14 protein-coding genes and 1 tRNA gene are annotated in these 15320 nt (G+C 66.7%); 6 read left to right on the forward strand and 9 right to left on the reverse strand.

What is annotated here, in order from left to right; translation table 11 throughout:
* Nucleotides 1-30 precede the first annotated feature (30 nt).
* From yajC to queA, 3 genes are read right to left on the reverse strand one after another with little or no spacing between them, the layout of a single operon-like run.
* Nucleotides 31-369 (reverse strand): preprotein translocase subunit YajC, encoded by a 339-nt coding sequence (yajC, locus tag EJE94_RS07680; RefSeq protein WP_121242374.1) that lies wholly within the window; start codon nucleotides 367-369, stop codon nucleotides 31-33.
* A gap of 38 nt (nucleotides 370-407) precedes the next feature.
* Nucleotides 408-1520 carry a tRNA guanosine(34) transglycosylase Tgt gene (gene tgt / locus EJE94_RS07685; RefSeq protein WP_121242373.1) on the reverse strand — a complete coding sequence of 371 codons (1113 nt, stop codon included), beginning with the start codon at nucleotides 1518-1520 and terminating at the stop codon, nucleotides 408-410.
* A complete protein-coding gene (gene queA, locus EJE94_RS07690; RefSeq protein ID WP_121242372.1) occupies nucleotides 1517-2539 on the reverse strand; it encodes a tRNA preQ1(34) S-adenosylmethionine ribosyltransferase-isomerase QueA in 1023 nt (340 codons plus the stop codon). Before queA ends, tgt begins: the two co-directional genes overlap by 4 nt.
* A 114-nt stretch (nucleotides 2540-2653) precedes the next feature.
* On the opposite strand from queA, the gene EJE94_RS07695 reads away from it, so the two are divergent.
* Nucleotides 2654-2738 (forward strand) — tRNA-Leu (locus EJE94_RS07695).
* Nucleotides 2739-2909: 171 nt separating this feature from the next.
* Nucleotides 2910-3770, forward strand: coding sequence for a zinc metalloprotease (locus tag EJE94_RS07700; protein WP_121242371.1), 861 nt, complete (start codon nucleotides 2910-2912; stop codon nucleotides 3768-3770).
* On the opposite strand, the gene dnaJ is transcribed toward EJE94_RS07700, so the two are convergent.
* The 4 genes from dnaJ to trxC form a co-directional block, all read right to left on the reverse strand.
* The gene (gene dnaJ / locus EJE94_RS07705) at nucleotides 3767-4894 is read right to left on the reverse strand and encodes a molecular chaperone DnaJ (protein WP_121242370.1); all 1128 of its coding nucleotides are present in this window, start codon (nucleotides 4892-4894) and stop codon (nucleotides 3767-3769) included. The two genes, EJE94_RS07700 and dnaJ, sit on opposite strands and share 4 nt — an antisense overlap.
* A gap of 104 nt (nucleotides 4895-4998) precedes the next feature.
* Nucleotides 4999-6930: a molecular chaperone DnaK gene (dnaK, locus tag EJE94_RS07710; protein ID WP_121242369.1), complete on the reverse strand. Its 1932-nt coding sequence runs from the start codon at nucleotides 6928-6930 to the stop codon at nucleotides 4999-5001.
* Between the two features lie 67 nt (nucleotides 6931-6997).
* On the reverse strand, nucleotides 6998-7582 hold the full coding sequence (gene grpE / locus EJE94_RS07715; RefSeq protein WP_121242368.1) for a nucleotide exchange factor GrpE: 585 nt from the start codon (nucleotides 7580-7582) through the stop codon (nucleotides 6998-7000).
* 84 nt (nucleotides 7583-7666) lie between these two features.
* Nucleotides 7667-8101, reverse strand: coding sequence for a thioredoxin TrxC (trxC, locus tag EJE94_RS07720; RefSeq protein ID WP_121242367.1), 435 nt, complete (start codon nucleotides 8099-8101; stop codon nucleotides 7667-7669).
* Between trxC and EJE94_RS07725 the strand changes: the two genes are divergently transcribed.
* A complete protein-coding gene (locus EJE94_RS07725) occupies nucleotides 8084-8974 on the forward strand; it encodes a J domain-containing protein (RefSeq protein WP_165904780.1) in 891 nt (296 codons plus the stop codon). The genes trxC and EJE94_RS07725 overlap by 18 nt on opposite strands.
* A 19-nt stretch (nucleotides 8975-8993) precedes the next feature.
* On the opposite strand, the gene hemH is transcribed toward EJE94_RS07725, so the two are convergent.
* Nucleotides 8994-9971, reverse strand: a complete 978-nt coding sequence (gene hemH, locus EJE94_RS07730; RefSeq protein ID WP_121242365.1) for a ferrochelatase — start codon at nucleotides 9969-9971, stop codon at nucleotides 8994-8996.
* A 4-nt stretch (nucleotides 9972-9975) separates the two neighbouring features.
* Entirely contained in the window at nucleotides 9976-10995 is a 1020-nt protein-coding gene (gene hrcA / locus EJE94_RS07735) for a heat-inducible transcriptional repressor HrcA (protein WP_121242364.1), read from the reverse strand.
* Between the two features lie 135 nt (nucleotides 10996-11130).
* On the opposite strand from hrcA, the gene EJE94_RS07740 reads away from it, so the two are divergent.
* The 3 genes from EJE94_RS07740 to EJE94_RS07750 are packed head-to-tail and all read left to right on the forward strand — an operon-like array spanning nucleotide 11131 to nucleotide 15316.
* Nucleotides 11131-12021 (forward strand): NAD kinase, encoded by an 891-nt coding sequence (locus EJE94_RS07740; protein WP_121242363.1) that lies wholly within the window; start codon nucleotides 11131-11133, stop codon nucleotides 12019-12021.
* An 11-nt stretch (nucleotides 12022-12032) separates the two neighbouring features.
* A complete protein-coding gene (gene recN / locus EJE94_RS07745) occupies nucleotides 12033-13682 on the forward strand; it encodes a DNA repair protein RecN (protein ID WP_121242362.1) in 1650 nt (549 codons plus the stop codon).
* Between the two features lie 14 nt (nucleotides 13683-13696).
* Nucleotides 13697-15316: an NAD(P)/FAD-dependent oxidoreductase gene (locus EJE94_RS07750; RefSeq protein ID WP_121242361.1), complete on the forward strand. Its 1620-nt coding sequence runs from the start codon at nucleotides 13697-13699 to the stop codon at nucleotides 15314-15316.
* Nucleotides 15317-15320: the final 4 nt, after the last annotated feature.

A 15320-nucleotide genomic window follows, 5' to 3' on the forward strand; every position in this document is an offset into this window, starting at 1 on the left:
AAGAAATTACGGGGATTTCAGCGCGCCGCCTTACAGCGACTTCAGCGTTCCCTTCGGCAGCAGCGTGCCGATGGCGTTCTTCTGGACGACGATCTCAATCGGGCCGGCCTTGCCCTCGGCCACTTCGAGCGTCATGAAGCTCTCGCCGATCTTGACGATGCGGCCGGCCACGCCGCCCTGCGTCACGATTTCGTCGCCCTTTTGCAGTTCGCCGACCATTTTTTGGTGTTCCTTGGCCTTCTTCATCTGCGGGCGGATCATCAGGAACCAGAGGATCACGAACATGATGATGATGGGCAGCAGGCCCATCAGGCTGTCGCTGGTGGTGGCGCCCGCGGCGGCCTGGGCGTAGGCGTTGGAAATCAGCATTGGAAAAACTCCGGTCAGTTCGTTGAAAAACCAGCGAATTATACCAGTCCGCCCGCCCGTCCCCGGTGGAACTCGGCCGTGTAGGCGGCCAGTCCCCGGGCTTCGATGGCGGCGCGGAGTTCCGCCATCAGCGTCTGGTAGTAGAAGAGGTTGTGGATGGTGTTGAGCCTGCTGCCTAAGATCTCGCCGGTGCGGTGCAGATGGTGCAGGTAGGCGCGGGAGAAGTTGCGGCAGCAGTAGCAGCCGCAACTCGCGTCGAGCGGCCGCAGGTCGTTCTTGTGCTGCGCGTTCTTGATGCGGATGTCGCCGTGACGGGTGAACAGGTGGCCGTTGCGTGCATTGCGCGTCGGCAGAACGCAGTCGAACATGTCGATGCCCCGATTGACGGCATAGACGATGTCCTCGGGGGTGCCAACGCCCATCAGATAGCGCGGCTTCTCCGCAGGCAGCCTGGGCGCGGTGTGGGCGAGGATGCGGGTGAACTCTTCCTTCGGCTCGCCCACGGAGAGGCCGCCGATGGCGTAGCCGTCGAAGCCGATGCCCGCCAGCCCGGCCAATGACTCTTCGCGCAGCGGTTCAAACATGCCGCCCTGGACGATGCCGAACAGGGCATTGCGATTGGCCAGCCGATCGTGTTCGTCACGCGAGCGCCGGGCCCAGAGCAAGGAAAGGCGCATCGAGTCGGCTGCCTGCTTCTCGGTGGCGGGGTAGGGCGTGCATTCGTCGAAGATCATCACGATGTCCGAATTCAGCACGTGCTGGATCTGCATCGAATCCTCGGGCCGCATGAACAGCCGGTCGCCGTTGATCGGCGACTGGAACTTCACGCCGTCCTCGGAGATCTTGCGCAGGTCGCCGAGCGAGAACACCTGGAAGCCGCCCGAATCGGTGAGGATAGGCCCGTCCCAACCCATGAAGCGGTGCAGGCCGCCGTGCGCCGCGATCACCTCCAGCCCCGGCCGCAGCCAGAGGTGGAAGGTGTTGCCGAGAACGATCTTCGCGCCGATCTCGTGCAGTTCGTTTGGCGCCATGGCCTTGACGGTGCCGTAGGTGCCGACGGGCATGAACACGGGTGTCTCCACCGTGCCGTGGGCCAGGGTCAGGGTGCCGCGGCGCGCGGCGCCGTCTTGGGTGATCAGATCGAATTTCATTTTCTGAATAGCAGCATGGCATCGCCGTAGCTGAAGAAGCGGTAGCCGGATTCCATGGCGTGGCGGTAGGCAGCACGGATCTCGTCCATGCCGGCGAAGGCCGAGACCAGCATCAGCAGCGTGGACTTCGGCAGGTGGAAATTGGTGATCAGGACATCGACGACGCGGAAGGCGAAGCCCGGGGTGATGAATATCGCCGTCTCGCCGGCGCCGACCTTTATGCTGCCGTCGGCGTTGGCCGCCGATTCGAGCGTGCGCAGCGTGGTGGTGCCCACCGCCACCACGCGGCCACCGCGCTGCCGCGTCGCCGCGATGGCCTCGACGGTGGCCTGCGGAACGACATAGCGCTCGCGGTGCATGCGATGTTCGGATAGTTCATGCACGCGCACCGGCTGGAAGGTGCCGGCGCCGACGTGCAGTGTGACGTGGGCGATGCCGGCGCCGCGTTGGCGCAGCCGCTCAAGCAGCGGCGCGTCGAAATGCAGGCCGGCGGTGGGTGCCGCCACAGAACCGCGTTCGCGGGCAAAGACGGTTTGATAGCGTTCCTCGTCGGCGCTGGCGGCGGCGCGCTCGATGTAAGGTGGCAGCGGCAGGCGGCCGTGGTGTTCGATCAGTTCCACCGCATCGCCCGGAAAGCGCAGGCGGTAGAACTCACCCTCGCGGCCGAGCACCTCGGCATCGAATGCCTCCTCGAGATGGATGGTGCCGCCGGCCTTCGGCGGCTTGCTGGCGCGCACCTGCGCCAGCACCTCGTCGTCGCCGGTCACGCGTTCGACCAGCACCTCGACCTGGCCGCCACTGTCCTTGCGGCCGAACAGGCGCGCATGCAGCACGCGCGTATCGTTCATCACCAGCAGGTCGCCCGGGACGAGAAAATCCGGCAGGTCGGTGAAGGCGCGATCGTCGAGCGCCGCGCCGCGCATCACCAGCAGCAGGCTCGCGCTGCGCTCGGCCAGCGGCGCCTGGGCGATGCACTCGGGCGGCAGGTGATAGTCGAAGTCGTCGAGGGTGAATGTCATGGGAAAAACCGGCGTCGGCGGTACGCCGCGGCCGCCGCGGTTGTAGCATGGCGACGATTCGCGGATAATGCGCGATCCTTCAACGGGGCGCACATTCTACGCGCCCCGCGACAGGCCGGGATGGCGGAATCGGTAGACGCAGCGGACTCAAAATCCGCCGCCGCAAGGTGTGTGGGTTCGAGTCCCACTCCCGGCACCAACAACACAGGCGGCATCAGCCGCCGCGACAGACCCACGAACAGGGCGCACCATGTCGAACCGGCAAAAGACCTATGCTGCCTGCGCCGGCTGCGGAACCGAGTTCGCGCGACCCTTGCCATGGAGCGCCCGTTGCCCGGGCTGCGGCAGGTTCCTCAATGTCGCCGCAAAGATGGCGAACGCGAACGGCCGGGCGGATCGAGGCGTTGCCGGCTTCTCGCTGCTGCGCGTGGGCAAGGCCTTGATCCTGTTCTTCGCCGTGCTGATCGGGTTCATCTTTTTCGCGACAACGTCGGGGCCCGATGCCTCTGGCAAACCGGCCGCAACAACGCCTGCCGCAGCTGCCGTGACTCCGGACCCGGCCCATCGGCAGCGCGAGGCCGAGGCGCAACGCCTGCGGGCGACGGAAGTCGCCGAGTGCCCCGACGGCGAGATGGCGACGCAGACCGCGCATGGCAACGTGCCCGTCAATGCCCTGGCGGTCGCGGGCCGCTTCAACTCCCTGCGCTTTGCCTACAACCCGGCGCTGGCGCCGGAGTCCGTACCTGAGGCGCGGCTGGCCGGGATCATTTCGGCCGCGGCACAGGCATGGTCGGCCTGCGGCATCCGCGGCGAATTCGTCGGGACCACCCAGGACATGTCCGGGGCCGCCAACACCTTCGTCGTGCAGTGGTACAACTCCGAGGGCGTGCCGATCGCCGGCTACCGCAAGGGCACCACCATCTACCTCAATGCCGGGCATTACCAGACCATGCGCGCGCACTCCGAGGTCTACGCCCAGGACGTGATGCAACGGCTGATCTCGCATGAGATGGGCCATGCCTTCGGCCTGGTGGAGCACAGTGCACGCTGCGTCGATGTCATGGCGACCGAGGACTCGTTCGACAAGTGCGATCGCGATCCGGCGGCGCCGCGCACGATCCGGGACACGGACAAACTGTTTTTCGTTAAGCAGCAGGCATTCCCGACCGCCTGCGACATCAAGCGCTGCCGCCTCATCAATGGCCTGGCGGCGCCGGCGCCCGGCGCTTAGCCGGCGAAGAACTCCTTGACCCGGTCCATCCAGCTCTGCGCCCGCGGGTTGTGGCGCGTCGCGTTCTTCTGGCTCTCGCTCTCGAATTCGCGCAGCAGTTCCTTCTGACGGTCGGTAAGGCTCACCGGCGTCTCGACCACGACGTGGCAGAGCAGGTCGCCCTGGCTGGCCGAACGCACGCCCTTGATGCCCTTGCCGCGCAGGCGGAACACCTTCCCGGTCTGGGTTTCGGCGGGAACCTTGAGCTTGGCGACGCCGTCGAGGGTCGGTATCTCGATCTCGCCGCCGAGCGCGGCCGTGGTGAAGCTCACCGGCATCTCGCAGTGCAGGTCGTCGTGATCGCGCTGGAAGACGGCATGGGCCTTGAGGTGGATCTGTACGTAGAGGTCGCCGGGCGGGCCGCCGTTGACGCCCGGCTCACCCTCGCCGGACAGGCGAATGCGATCGCCCTCGTCGATGCCGGAGGGAATCTTGACCGACAGCGTCTTGTGCTGCTTGACGCGACCGGCACCATGGCAGCTGCCGCAGGGATCCGCGACGTAGCGGCCGGTACCGTGGCACTTGGGACAGGTCTGCTGGATGGAGAAGAAGCCCTGCTGCATGCGCACCTGGCCATGGCCGCCACAGGTGGGGCAGGTTTTCGGCTCGGTGCCTTTCTTGGCGCCGCTGCCGTGACAGTCCTCGCACTCGGCCATGGTGGGGATGCGAATGCGCGTTTCGGTGCCGCGTGCCGCGTCCTCGAGCGTGATCTCGAGGTTGTAGCGCAGGTCGGCGCCGCGATAGACGTTGGAGCGGCCGCCGCCGCCCCGGCCCCCGCCGAAAATGTCGCCGAAGATGTCGGAGAAGGCGTCGCCGAAGTTGCCGAAGCCGCCACCCCCCTGGCCGCCGCCCATCGAGGGATCGACGCCGGCGTGGCCGTACTGGTCGTAGGCAGGGCGCTTCTGCGCGTCGGACAGAATCTCGTAGGCCTCCTTGGCCTCCTTGAAATGTTCTTCGGCCTTGGGGTTGTCCGGATTGCGGTCCGGATGGTGCTTCATCGCCAGCCGGCGGTAGGCCTTCTTGATCTCCTCGTCGGACGCGTCGCGATTGACGCCGAGGACTTCGTAGTAGTCGCGTTTTGCCATTTGAAAACCCTTGACGCAGAAGCGCAGAGGCGCAGAGACGGCCGAGAAACCAGCTCAACCTCTCCGCAATTCCTCTGCGCCTCTGCGGCTCTGCGTCGAAGAAGTTACTTTTTGTCTTTCACTTCGGTAAATTCCGCATCCACGACGTCGGCATCGTCCTTTTTCGCTTCCCCGCCATGGGCGGCGCCGCCACCGGGCGCAGCGCCCGCCGCCTGTTGCGCCTCGGCGTAGACCTTCTCGCCGAGCTTCTGCGAGGCATGGGCCAGCGCTTCGGTCTTGGCTTCCATCGCGGCCTTGTCGTTGCCCTTGATCGCTTCCTCGGCCTCCTTGATGGCGGCCTCGATCTTCGCCTTCTCGTCGGCGTCGATCTTGTCGCCGTAATCGGCCAGCGCCTTCTTCACGGAATGGATCATGGCGTCGCACTGGTTGCGGGCTTCGACCATTTCGTGCGCCTTCTTGTCCTCCTCGGCGTGGGCTTCGGCATCGTGCACCATGCGCTGGATCTCCTCGTCGGAGAGGCCGGAGTTGGCCTTGATGGTGATCTTGTTCTCCTTGCCGGTGCCCTTGTCGCGGGCCGAGACGTGGAGGATGCCGTTGGCGTCGATGTCGAAGGTGACCTCGATCTGCGGCATGCCGCGCGGCGAGGGCGGGATGTCGGTGAGGTTGAACTGGCCGAGGCTCTTGTTGCCGGCCGACATTTCGCGCTCGCCCTGCAGCACGTGGATGGTCACGGCCGACTGGTTGTCGTCGGCGGTGGAGAAGGTCTGGCTGGTCTTGGTCGGAATCGTCGTGTTCTTCTGGATCAGCTTGGTCATGACGCCGCCAAGGGTCTCGATGCCGAGCGACAGCGGGGTGACGTCGAGCAGCAGCACGTCCTTGACCTCGCCCTGCAGCACGCCGCCCTGGATTGATGCGCCGATGGCGACGGCCTCGTCGGGGTTCACGTCCTTGCGCGGCTCCTTGCCGAACACTTCCTTGACCTTCTCCTGCACCTTGGGCATGCGCGTCATGCCGCCGACCAGGATGACGTCGGCGATATCCTCGATCTTCACGCCGGCGTCCTTGATGGCCATGCGGCAGGGTGCGACGCAGCGCTCGATCAGTTCATCCACCAGCGACTCGAACTTGGCGCGGGTGATCTTCATCGCCAGGTGCTTCGGCCCCGTGGCGTCGGCGGTGATGTAGGGCAGGTTGATCTCGGTCTGCTGGTTGGAGGACAGTTCGATCTTGGCCTTCTCGGCGGCCTCCTTCAGGCGCTGCAGCGCCAGCACGTCGTTCTTGAGGTCGACGCCCTGGTCCTTCTTGAACTCGGTGACGATGTAATCGATGATGCGCTGGTCGAAGTCCTCGCCGCCGAGGAAGGTGTCGCCGTTGGTCGACAGCACTTCGAACTGGTGCTCGCCCTCGATCTCGGCGATGTCGATGATGGAGATGTCGAAGGTGCCGCCACCGAGGTCGAACACCGCGATCTTGCGATCGCCTTCCTGTTTGTCGAGGCCGAAGGAGATCGCGGCCGCGGTCGGCTCGTTGATGATGCGCTTGACCTCGAGGCCGGCGATGCGGCCGGCGTCCTTGGTGGCCTGGCGCTGGCTGTCGTTGAAGTAGGCCGGCACGGTGATCACCGCCTCGGTGACTTCCTCGCCGAGATAGTCCTCGGCGGTCTTCTTCATCTTGCGCAGCACTTCGGCCGAGACCTGCGGCGGCGCCATTTTCTTGTCGCGTACCTGCACCCAGGCGTCACCGTTGTCGGCCTTGCAGATGGTGAAGGGCATCAGGTCGATGTCCTTCTGCACTTCCTTCTCTTCGAAGCGGCGGCCGATCAGGCGCTTGACGGCATACAGGGTGTTCTTGGCGTTGGTGACGGCCTGGCGCTTGGCCGAGGCGCCGCAGAGGATCTCGCCGTCTTCGGCGTAGGCGACGATGGACGGCGTGGTGCGCGCGCCCTCGGAATTTTCGATGACCTTGGGCTTGCCGCCTTCCATGATGGCGACGCAGCTGTTGGTGGTGCCCAGGTCGATGCCGATGATCTTGCCCATGACTGATTCCTTCTGAAATTCGTTGGAGAACTAAGCTGTTCTGCAGATGGGGTTATTCGCGGCCAGTTCAAGCCGCCGGGGCGGCCCTGGCCTTCGACACCACCACCAGCGCGGGGCGGATGACGCGCTCGTTGAGCACGTAGCCCTTCTGCAGCACGTTGATGACGCGGTTGGGCTCGCCATCGGCTTCGATCTGGCTGATGGCCTGGTGCCGGTGCGGGTCGAACTTCTCCTCGAGCGGATGGATCTCGGCGAGATTCGATTTCTCGAAGGCGGACACCAACTGCTTGAGCGTCAGCTCGACGCCGGCCCTGAGCGCGGCGGCATCCTGCTGTTCGTTGGCGAGCGCGGCCTCGAGGCTGTCCTTGACGGCGAGAAGCTCGCCAGCGAACTTCTCGATGGCGAACTTGCCGGCCTTGACTATGTCCTCCTGGGCGCGGCGGCGGATGTTCTCGCCTTCGGCCTTGGCGCGTAGCCAGGCGTCGTGGTGCTCGGCGGCCTTGAGCTCGGCGGTCTTGAGCAGGTCTTCCTGGCTGGGCATGGCGTCGGCCGCCGGGATGGTCTCGGTCGTCGATTCCGCCGGCGTGGTGCCAGCGCCGAGACTTTCCTCGAGTTCAGCGACGGGGGGATTTTCCTGTTTGTTCTCCTGCACTTGTCCGTTCCTTGGGTGGGGGTCGCGATTAACCCTATCAAGATTGGGGATGGATCCGGGGATTTCAACCCCGGCGTCGAAGGTTCAGGCCTGGGCTTGGATCCAGCGCACCAGGCTGGCTGCATCCATCGCCCCGGCCTGGCGAGCGATTTCGCGGCCACCCTTGAACATCGCCAGCGTCGGGATGCTGCGGATGCCGAAACGCGCCGCAAGCTGCTGTTCTTCCTCGGTATTCACCTTGACCAGGCGATATCGCGGCTCGAGGCTGCGCGCGGCCTGCGCGAAGGCCGGTGCCATCATTCGGCAGGGGCCGCACCAGGGCGCCCAGAAGTCGACGACCACGGGCAGGTCCGAGCGGCCGATGTGCTTGTCGAAGGCGGCCGCATCGAGTTCGACCGGCTCGCCGGTGAAAAGCGGGGCCTTGCACTTGCCGCAGGTGCCGCCCTCGGCCAGGCGCTCGGCCGGCACGCGGTTTACTGAATGACATTGCGGGCAGACGACATGCAACGCATCGGACATGGCAGGCTCCTGAATAATGGCTTCAGCCAATATCGGGCTGTGCGAGCGTTGTTCAAGGGCCGGAATCTGGGCGATGCGCGCTATTCATTCTGGTTAGAATTCGGCTGGCTTGACGATAAACACGAAAAATCCCGGGGGGGGTCAATGAAGAAGACGCTTTACGACTTTCTTGGCGTCAGGAGGGACGCATCGCCGACGGAGATCGAAAAGGCCTACGACCGTATGCAGACGATGTATGCCGGTGCGAACGGTGTGGAACTGGATACGCGGGACGGCTGCTCGATCCATCTGATCGAGGAGGCGTTCGCAACCCTATCGAATCCCGCCAAGCGGGAAGTCTATGATGCGTCCCTGCAAAGAGCGGCACAACGGGCGCTCGAGGCTCGAGGCGCCTCGACCATGGAGCCCGAGGCCGCGTCGGGCAGTCGCGCCAAGGTCATGGCGGCGCTGGTTGTTGCGACACTCGCATTCGTCGGCTGGAATTGGAAGTCGAGCCATGATGCCCAGGTCGAGAAGGAGCGCCAGACGGAGTTGCGCCGCATCGAGGCGGAGCGGCTCGCCGTCGAGGCCGAGGCGGCACGGCTGCGGGCAGAAAACGAGAAGGAAGTCTTACGACAGGCGGCGGATGAGCAGTGGGCATCGCGAAACCTTCAGGCCTATGCGGCCCGCTATGGCGCGGTTCGAGCGCAAGCAGACTATTCGGAGCTGCGGCGGCAGGAAAACGAGCGTCGCCAGGCCGAACGCGAGCAGCAACGGCAGGAAGCGATGGAGCGCCAGGCCCGCGAACGCGAGATGAACCAGCGGCAGCGGCGCGACGCCGAGGATCGGCGCTATCTTGACCAGTTCAAGCCCGGGATGAGCTTCGGCAAGTGAGGCTCAGCGCTGCGCCCCGTCATGCGGCCAGATGCGTCCGCGCCATGTCGGCCAGTGCCTCGATCCAGTCGCCGCGCTCGTTGAGGCAGGGAATGTAGTTGAACTCGCCGCCGCCGGCATGGAGGAAGGCCTCGCGGCATTCCATCGATATTTCCTCGAGCGTTTCGAGGCAGTCGGCGGGAAAGCCGGGGCAGATGACGTCGACGCTCTTGAGCCCGTCGCGGGCCATTTGCTCCAGCGTCGGCTGGGTGTAGGGCTGCAGCCACTCGGCTGCGCCGAAGCGGGACTGGAAGGTCATCTGCCACTTGTCGGGCGCAAGGCCGAGTCCCGCGGCGAGGGCTTCCGCCGTGCGGCGGCATTCGTCGGCATAGGGATCGCCGCGCTCGACGGAACGCTTCGGAATGCCATGGAAGCTCATCACCAGCTTGTCGCCGCGGCCCTGGTTCATCCAGTGGTCGCGCACGCTGTTCGCCAGAGCCCTGATATAGGCCTTGTGGTCCGGATAGCTGCGCACCTCGACGAACTGCATCGCCGCGGGATCGCGCTGCTTCCAGGCCGCGACCGCGTCGTAGGCGCTGGCGGTGGTGCTGCCGGCGTACTGCGGGTAGAGCGGCAGCACGATGGTGCGCGTGACGCCCTGGTTTTTAAGTGCGTCGAGCGTCGCGGCGGTGGACGGGTTGCCATAGCGCATGGCCCAGGCGACGAGGGTGTCCTTGTCACCGCGCGAGCCGAGCAGGCCGCGCAGCAGCTTGGCCTGGCGCTCGGTATGCACCTTGAGCGGAGAACCCTCGGGCGTCCAGATCGTGGCGTATTTCGCCGCCGACTTCGCCGGCCGGGTGCGCAGGATGATGCCGTGGAGGATGGGCAGCCACAACCAGCGCGGCAGCTCGACCACGCGCGGGTCGCCGAGGAATTCGGCGAGGTAGCGGCGCACCGCGGGTGCCGTCGGCGCGTCGGGCGTGCCGAGATTGAGCAGCAGGATTGCGGTCTTGGTCATGTGCTCAGGGAGCCGAGAGGGCGTTGGCCAGCAGCTTGGCCGTGATGTCGACGATGGGGATGACGCGCTCGTAGGCCATGCGCGTCGGGCCGATGACGCCGATGGTGCCGACGACCTGGCCGTCGACCTCGTAGGGCGCGGCGACCACGCTGCATTCGTCGAGCGGGGCGATGCCCGACTCGCCGCCGATGAAGACCTGCACGCCCTCGGCGTGACTGGAGAGGTCGAGCAGTTGCGACAGGCTGGTGCGCTGCTCGAACAGGCCGAAGAGACGGCGCAGCCGGTCCATGTTGGAGGAAAGATCCGCGACCTCGAGCAGGTTGCGCTCGCCCGAGATCACGTATTGCGCCGAGGTGTCCGACACCGCCTCGTTGCCGGCGGCGATGGCGGCGCTCATCAGTTCGGTCATGTCGGTGCGCAGCTGGCGCAGCTCGTCCTGCACGCGGCCGCGGATCTGCTGGAAATCGAGGCCGGCGAAATTCTGGTTGAGGTAGTTGGCGGCCTCGGTCAGCTCGCTCGGGCCGTAGGTGCGCTGGGTGAACAGGATGCGGTTCTGCACGTCGCCGCTTTCGGTGACGATGATCAGCAGGATGCGCTTGTCGGACAGGGCGAGGAACTCGATCTGGCGGATCTTCGGCTGGCTCCGGCGCGGCGCGATGACGACGCCGGCGAACTGGGTGAGTTCCGACAACAGCTGCGAGGCGTGACTGATGAGGCGCTGCGGCTGGTCGGGCTGGATAGCGCCGCGGATCTCCGACAGCTCGGCCTGGGCCAGCGGACGCACCGTGAGCAGCGAGTCGACGAAGAGGCGGTAGCCGCGCGCGGTCGGAATGCGCCCGGCCGAGGTGTGCGGGCTACTGATGAAGCCCAGCTCCTCGAGGTCGGACATCACGTTGCGGATCGTCGCGGGGGAGAGCTCGAGGCCGGAGAACTTCGACAGCGTGCGCGAGCCCACCGGCTGGCCTTCGGCGATGTAGCGTTCGATCAGCGTCTTGAGCAGGGTCTGGGCACGGCGGTCGAGCATGGCGGGCATTGTAGTCAATATGGCAGCATGCAAATATGGGCGGCTCGTCGCCGGCGCAAGTCGCCCCGGCAATTGTGGTTATGTCCACGGCTGGGAGGCCGTGGACGGTATCCCCTGGTGGGATAGAATTCCGCCATGATCGCAGCCGCGCCGCAATTCCGCACCATTGCCCTGGTCGGCAAGTACCAGAGCCCGGAAGTCGCCGAGGCGCTGCAGCCGCTCGCCGCCTTCCTGCGGGCACAGGGCGTGCGCGTGCTCATCGAGGAGGGCACGGCCGCCGCCGGAGCCCCGGATTATTCCTGTCCCGTCGCGAGTTATGAAACCATCGGCATGGAGGCCGACGTCGCCATCGTCATCGGCGGCGACGGCACCATGCTGCATTCGGCGCGGCGCCTGGCCGAGTTCGATGTGCCCCTGGTCGGCATCAACCTCGGCCGGCTCGGCTTCATGACCGACATCTCCCGCAATGCCATGATCGACGGCGTCAGGGACCTGCTCGCGGGCAAGTTCTCGGCCGAGCAGCGCCTGCTGCTCGCGGCCGAGGTGCTGCGCGGCGGCCAGCGCGTGTTCCAGACGCTGGCCTTCAACGACGTGGTGGTGAGCAAGGGCGACATCGGCCGCATGATCGAGCTCGAGGTCCGCGTCGACGGCGAATTCCTCTACGTGCTGCGCGCCGACGGCATGATCGTCGCCACCCCGACCGGCTCCACCGCCTACGCCCTGTCGGCCAACGGGCCGATCCTCAATCCGGCGGTACCGGGCATCGCGCTGGTGCCGCTGTGCCCGCACGCGCTGTCCTATCGGCCGATCACCATTTCCGACCGCAGCACCGTCGAGTTCATCCTGCTTGCACCGCACGACGGCGCCGCCCATTTCGACGGCCAGGCGCGCTTCGACACCCGCGCCGGCGACTGCGTGCGCATCGCCCGCGCCGGTCCCAGCGTCACCCTGCTGCACCCGCCCGGCTACAGCTATTTCGCGATGCTGCGCGAGAAGCTGCACTGGAGCGCTACGCCAAAACACTGACCCCGGCACCGATGCTGCGCCGCCTGTTCGTCCGCGACTTCGTCATCGTCGACAGCATCGAGCTCGACTTCGATGCCGGTTTCGGTACGCTCACCGGCGAGACCGGCGCCGGCAAGTCCATCCTGATCGATGCGCTGTCGCTCGCGCTGGGCGAGCGCGGCGACGCCGCGCTGGTGCGCAGCGGGTGCGAGCGGGCGGAGATCGCCGCGGAATTCGATGTCGGTACTACCGATCCGGTGGTGGCATGGCTGCGCGCCAACGATTACGAAGCCGACGATACCCTGCTGCTGCGCCGCGTGGTCGATGCCGGCGGCCGTTCGCGCGCCTACATCAACGGATTGCCGACCACCCTCGGCCAGCTGCGCGAGATCGGCGAACTGCTGGTCGACATCCATGGTCAGCACGCGCATCTCTCGCTGCTCAAGCCTGACTCGCAACGCCGCCTGTTCGATGCCCAGGCGGGCCTGGCCGACATCGCGCGCGAGGTTGTCGTCCGCCACCACGACTGGCGTTCACTGCACGAGGCGCGGCAGAAGGCCGCGGGCGACGTCGAGGCGATGAGGCGCGAGCGCGACCTCTTGGAATGGCAGGTCAAGGAACTGGCCGCGCTGGCCTTCGATCCGGCGCAATGGGTCGAGGACAATGCCGAGCATCGTCGCCTGTCGCATGCGGTGAGCCTGATCGAAGGCGTCGAGGCCGCGCTGGCGCTGCTCGAGGAAAGCGGGGCGGCGACCGAGTTGATCGATCAGGCAGTCGGTAAGGTGGGCCACCTCGTCGACCATGACCCGGCCTTGCGCGAGCCGGCCGAGTTGCTGGACGGCGCACGCATCCAGCTGTCGGAAGCGGCGCACGCGCTCTCCCGCTACCGCGAGCGGCTGGAACTCGATCCGGGCCGGCTCGCCGAACTCGAGACGCGGATCGAGGCGGTGATGGTCGCCGCGCGCAAGCACCGCGTCGCGCCCGAGGAACTCGCCGACCCCCTGGCGAGCCTGCAAGCCCGGCTCGACGAACTTCAGGCCGCCGCCGATCCCGAGGCGCTGGCGGCGAAGGAAGCCGCCGCGCTGGCGCACTACCGCGAGGTCGCGGCGAAGCTCACCAAGGGCCGCGCCAAGGCGGCGAAGGAACTGGGCAAGGCCGTCACCGACGCCATGCAGCAGCTGGCGATGGCCGGCGGCCGCTTCGAGGTCGTGTTGGAGCCGCTCGACGCGCCGGCCGCCTTCGGCATGGAAACGGTCGAATTCCGCGTCGCCGCCAACGCCGGCCAGCCGCCGCGCACGCTGGCCAAGACCGCCTCGGGCGGCGAACTCTCGCGCATCGGCCTGGCCATCCAGGTCATCGCCAGCCACGCCTCCGATGCGCCGACGCTGATCTTCGACGAGGTCGATGTCGGCATCGGCGGCGGCGTCGCCGAGATCGTCGGCCGGCTTTTGAAGCGGCTCGGCTGCGACCGCCAGGTGCTCTGCGTCACCCACCTGCCGCAGGTGGCGGCACAGGCCGACTGGCAGTGGACGATTGCCAAGGAGATGCGCGACGGTGTGACCTTGTCACAGGTGACGCCGCTCGATGCCGCCGGCCGCATCGACGAAATCGCCCGCATGCTCGGCGGCGTCAGGATCACGGACACCACGCGCAAGCATGCGCGCGAGATGCTCGGGCTGTAGGGCCCCGTCCCGCCATGCTGCGCCTGACCGATCTGCGGCTGCCCCTCGAGCATTCGCCGGAACAACTGACCGCCGCCATCCTGCACCGCCTTCGGCTGGGTCCGGCCGACCTGCGGCGGCTGCACATCCACAAGCGCAGCCACGACGCGCGCAAGCGCGATGCCCTGCAGTTCGTCTACAGCCTCGACCTCGAACTCGCCGACGAGGCCGCCGTGTTCAAGCGCTTTCGCAACGACCCGCATGTGCGGCCGACGCCGGACATGGAGTACCAGTTCGTCGTGGCCAGAGCGCCGGCCGGCCTGTCCTTGCGCCCCGTCGTCGTCGGCTTCGGCCCGGCCGGCATCTTCGCCGCGCTGATCCTGGCGCAGATGGGGTTTCGGCCGCTGGTCCTCGAGCGCGGCAAGGAGGTGCGCGAACGCACGCGCGACACTTGGGACCTCTGGCGCAAGCACATCCTGCATCCGGATTCGAACGTGCAGTTCGGCGAAGGCGGCGCCGGCACCTTTTCCGACGGCAAGCTCTACAGCCAGATCAAGGACCCGCGCCACCTCAGCCGCAAGGTGCTCACCGAATTCGTCAAGGCCGGCGCGCCGGAAGAGATTCTCTACGTCGCCAAGCCGCACATCGGCACTTTCCGCCTCGTCGGCATGGTCGAGAAGATGCGCGCGGAAATCGAGAGCCTGGGCGGCGAGATCCGTTTCCAGCAATGCGTCGAAGAATTGCGGATCGAGGATGGCCAGGTGCGGGGCGTGGTGCTCGCCGGCGGCGAGGAGATACGCGCCGACCACGTGGTCCTCGCGCTGGGCCACAGCGCACGCGACACCTTCGCCATGCTGCACGCGCGCGGCGTGTTCATGGAGGCCAAGCCCTTCTCCGTCGGCTTTCGCATCGAGCACCCGCAATCGCTGATCGACCGCGCGCGCTTCGGCAGGCAGGCCGGCAACAAGTTGCTGGGCGCGGCCGACTACAAGCTGGTGCATCACGCCAGGAACGGCCGTTCGGTCTACAGCTTCTGCATGTGCCCCGGCGGCCAGGTCGTGGCGGCGACCTCGGAGCCCGGCTGCGTCGTCACCAACGGCATGAGCCAGTATTCGCGCGCCGAGCGCAACGCCAATGCCGGCATCGTCGTCGGCATCTCCCCCGAGGACTTCGGCGGCACGCCCGGCGACCCGCTGGCGGGTATCGCCTTCCAGCGCAGGCTGGAGCAGCGCGCCTTCGAGCTCGGCGGCGGCACTTACGATGCACCGGGCCAGCGCGTCGGCGATTTTCTCGAGGGGCGGCCGAGCGAAGCGTTCGGCGAGGTCATCCCGTCCTATCAGCCAGGGGTCAAGCTCACCGACCTGTCGACCGCGCTGCCCGACTACGCCATCGCGGCGATCCGCGAGGCGCTCCCGGCCTTCGACCGGCAGATACACGGTTTCGCCATGGCGGACGCCATGCTCACCGGCGCCGAAACGCGCACCTCGTCGCCGCTGCGCATGACGCGCGGCAAGGATTTTCAGAGTCTCAACGTCAAGGGGCTCTACCCGGCGGGGGAGGGTGCGGGCTACGCCGGCGGCATCCTGTCTGCGGGCGTCGACGGCATCGAGGTCGCCGAGGCCGTCGCGCTGGACATCACCGGCGGAAATCGCTGACCGG

The organism is Sulfurisoma sediminicola (genome assembly GCF_003865015.1).
GTDB lineage: Bacteria > Pseudomonadota > Gammaproteobacteria > Burkholderiales > Rhodocyclaceae > Sulfurisoma > Sulfurisoma sediminicola.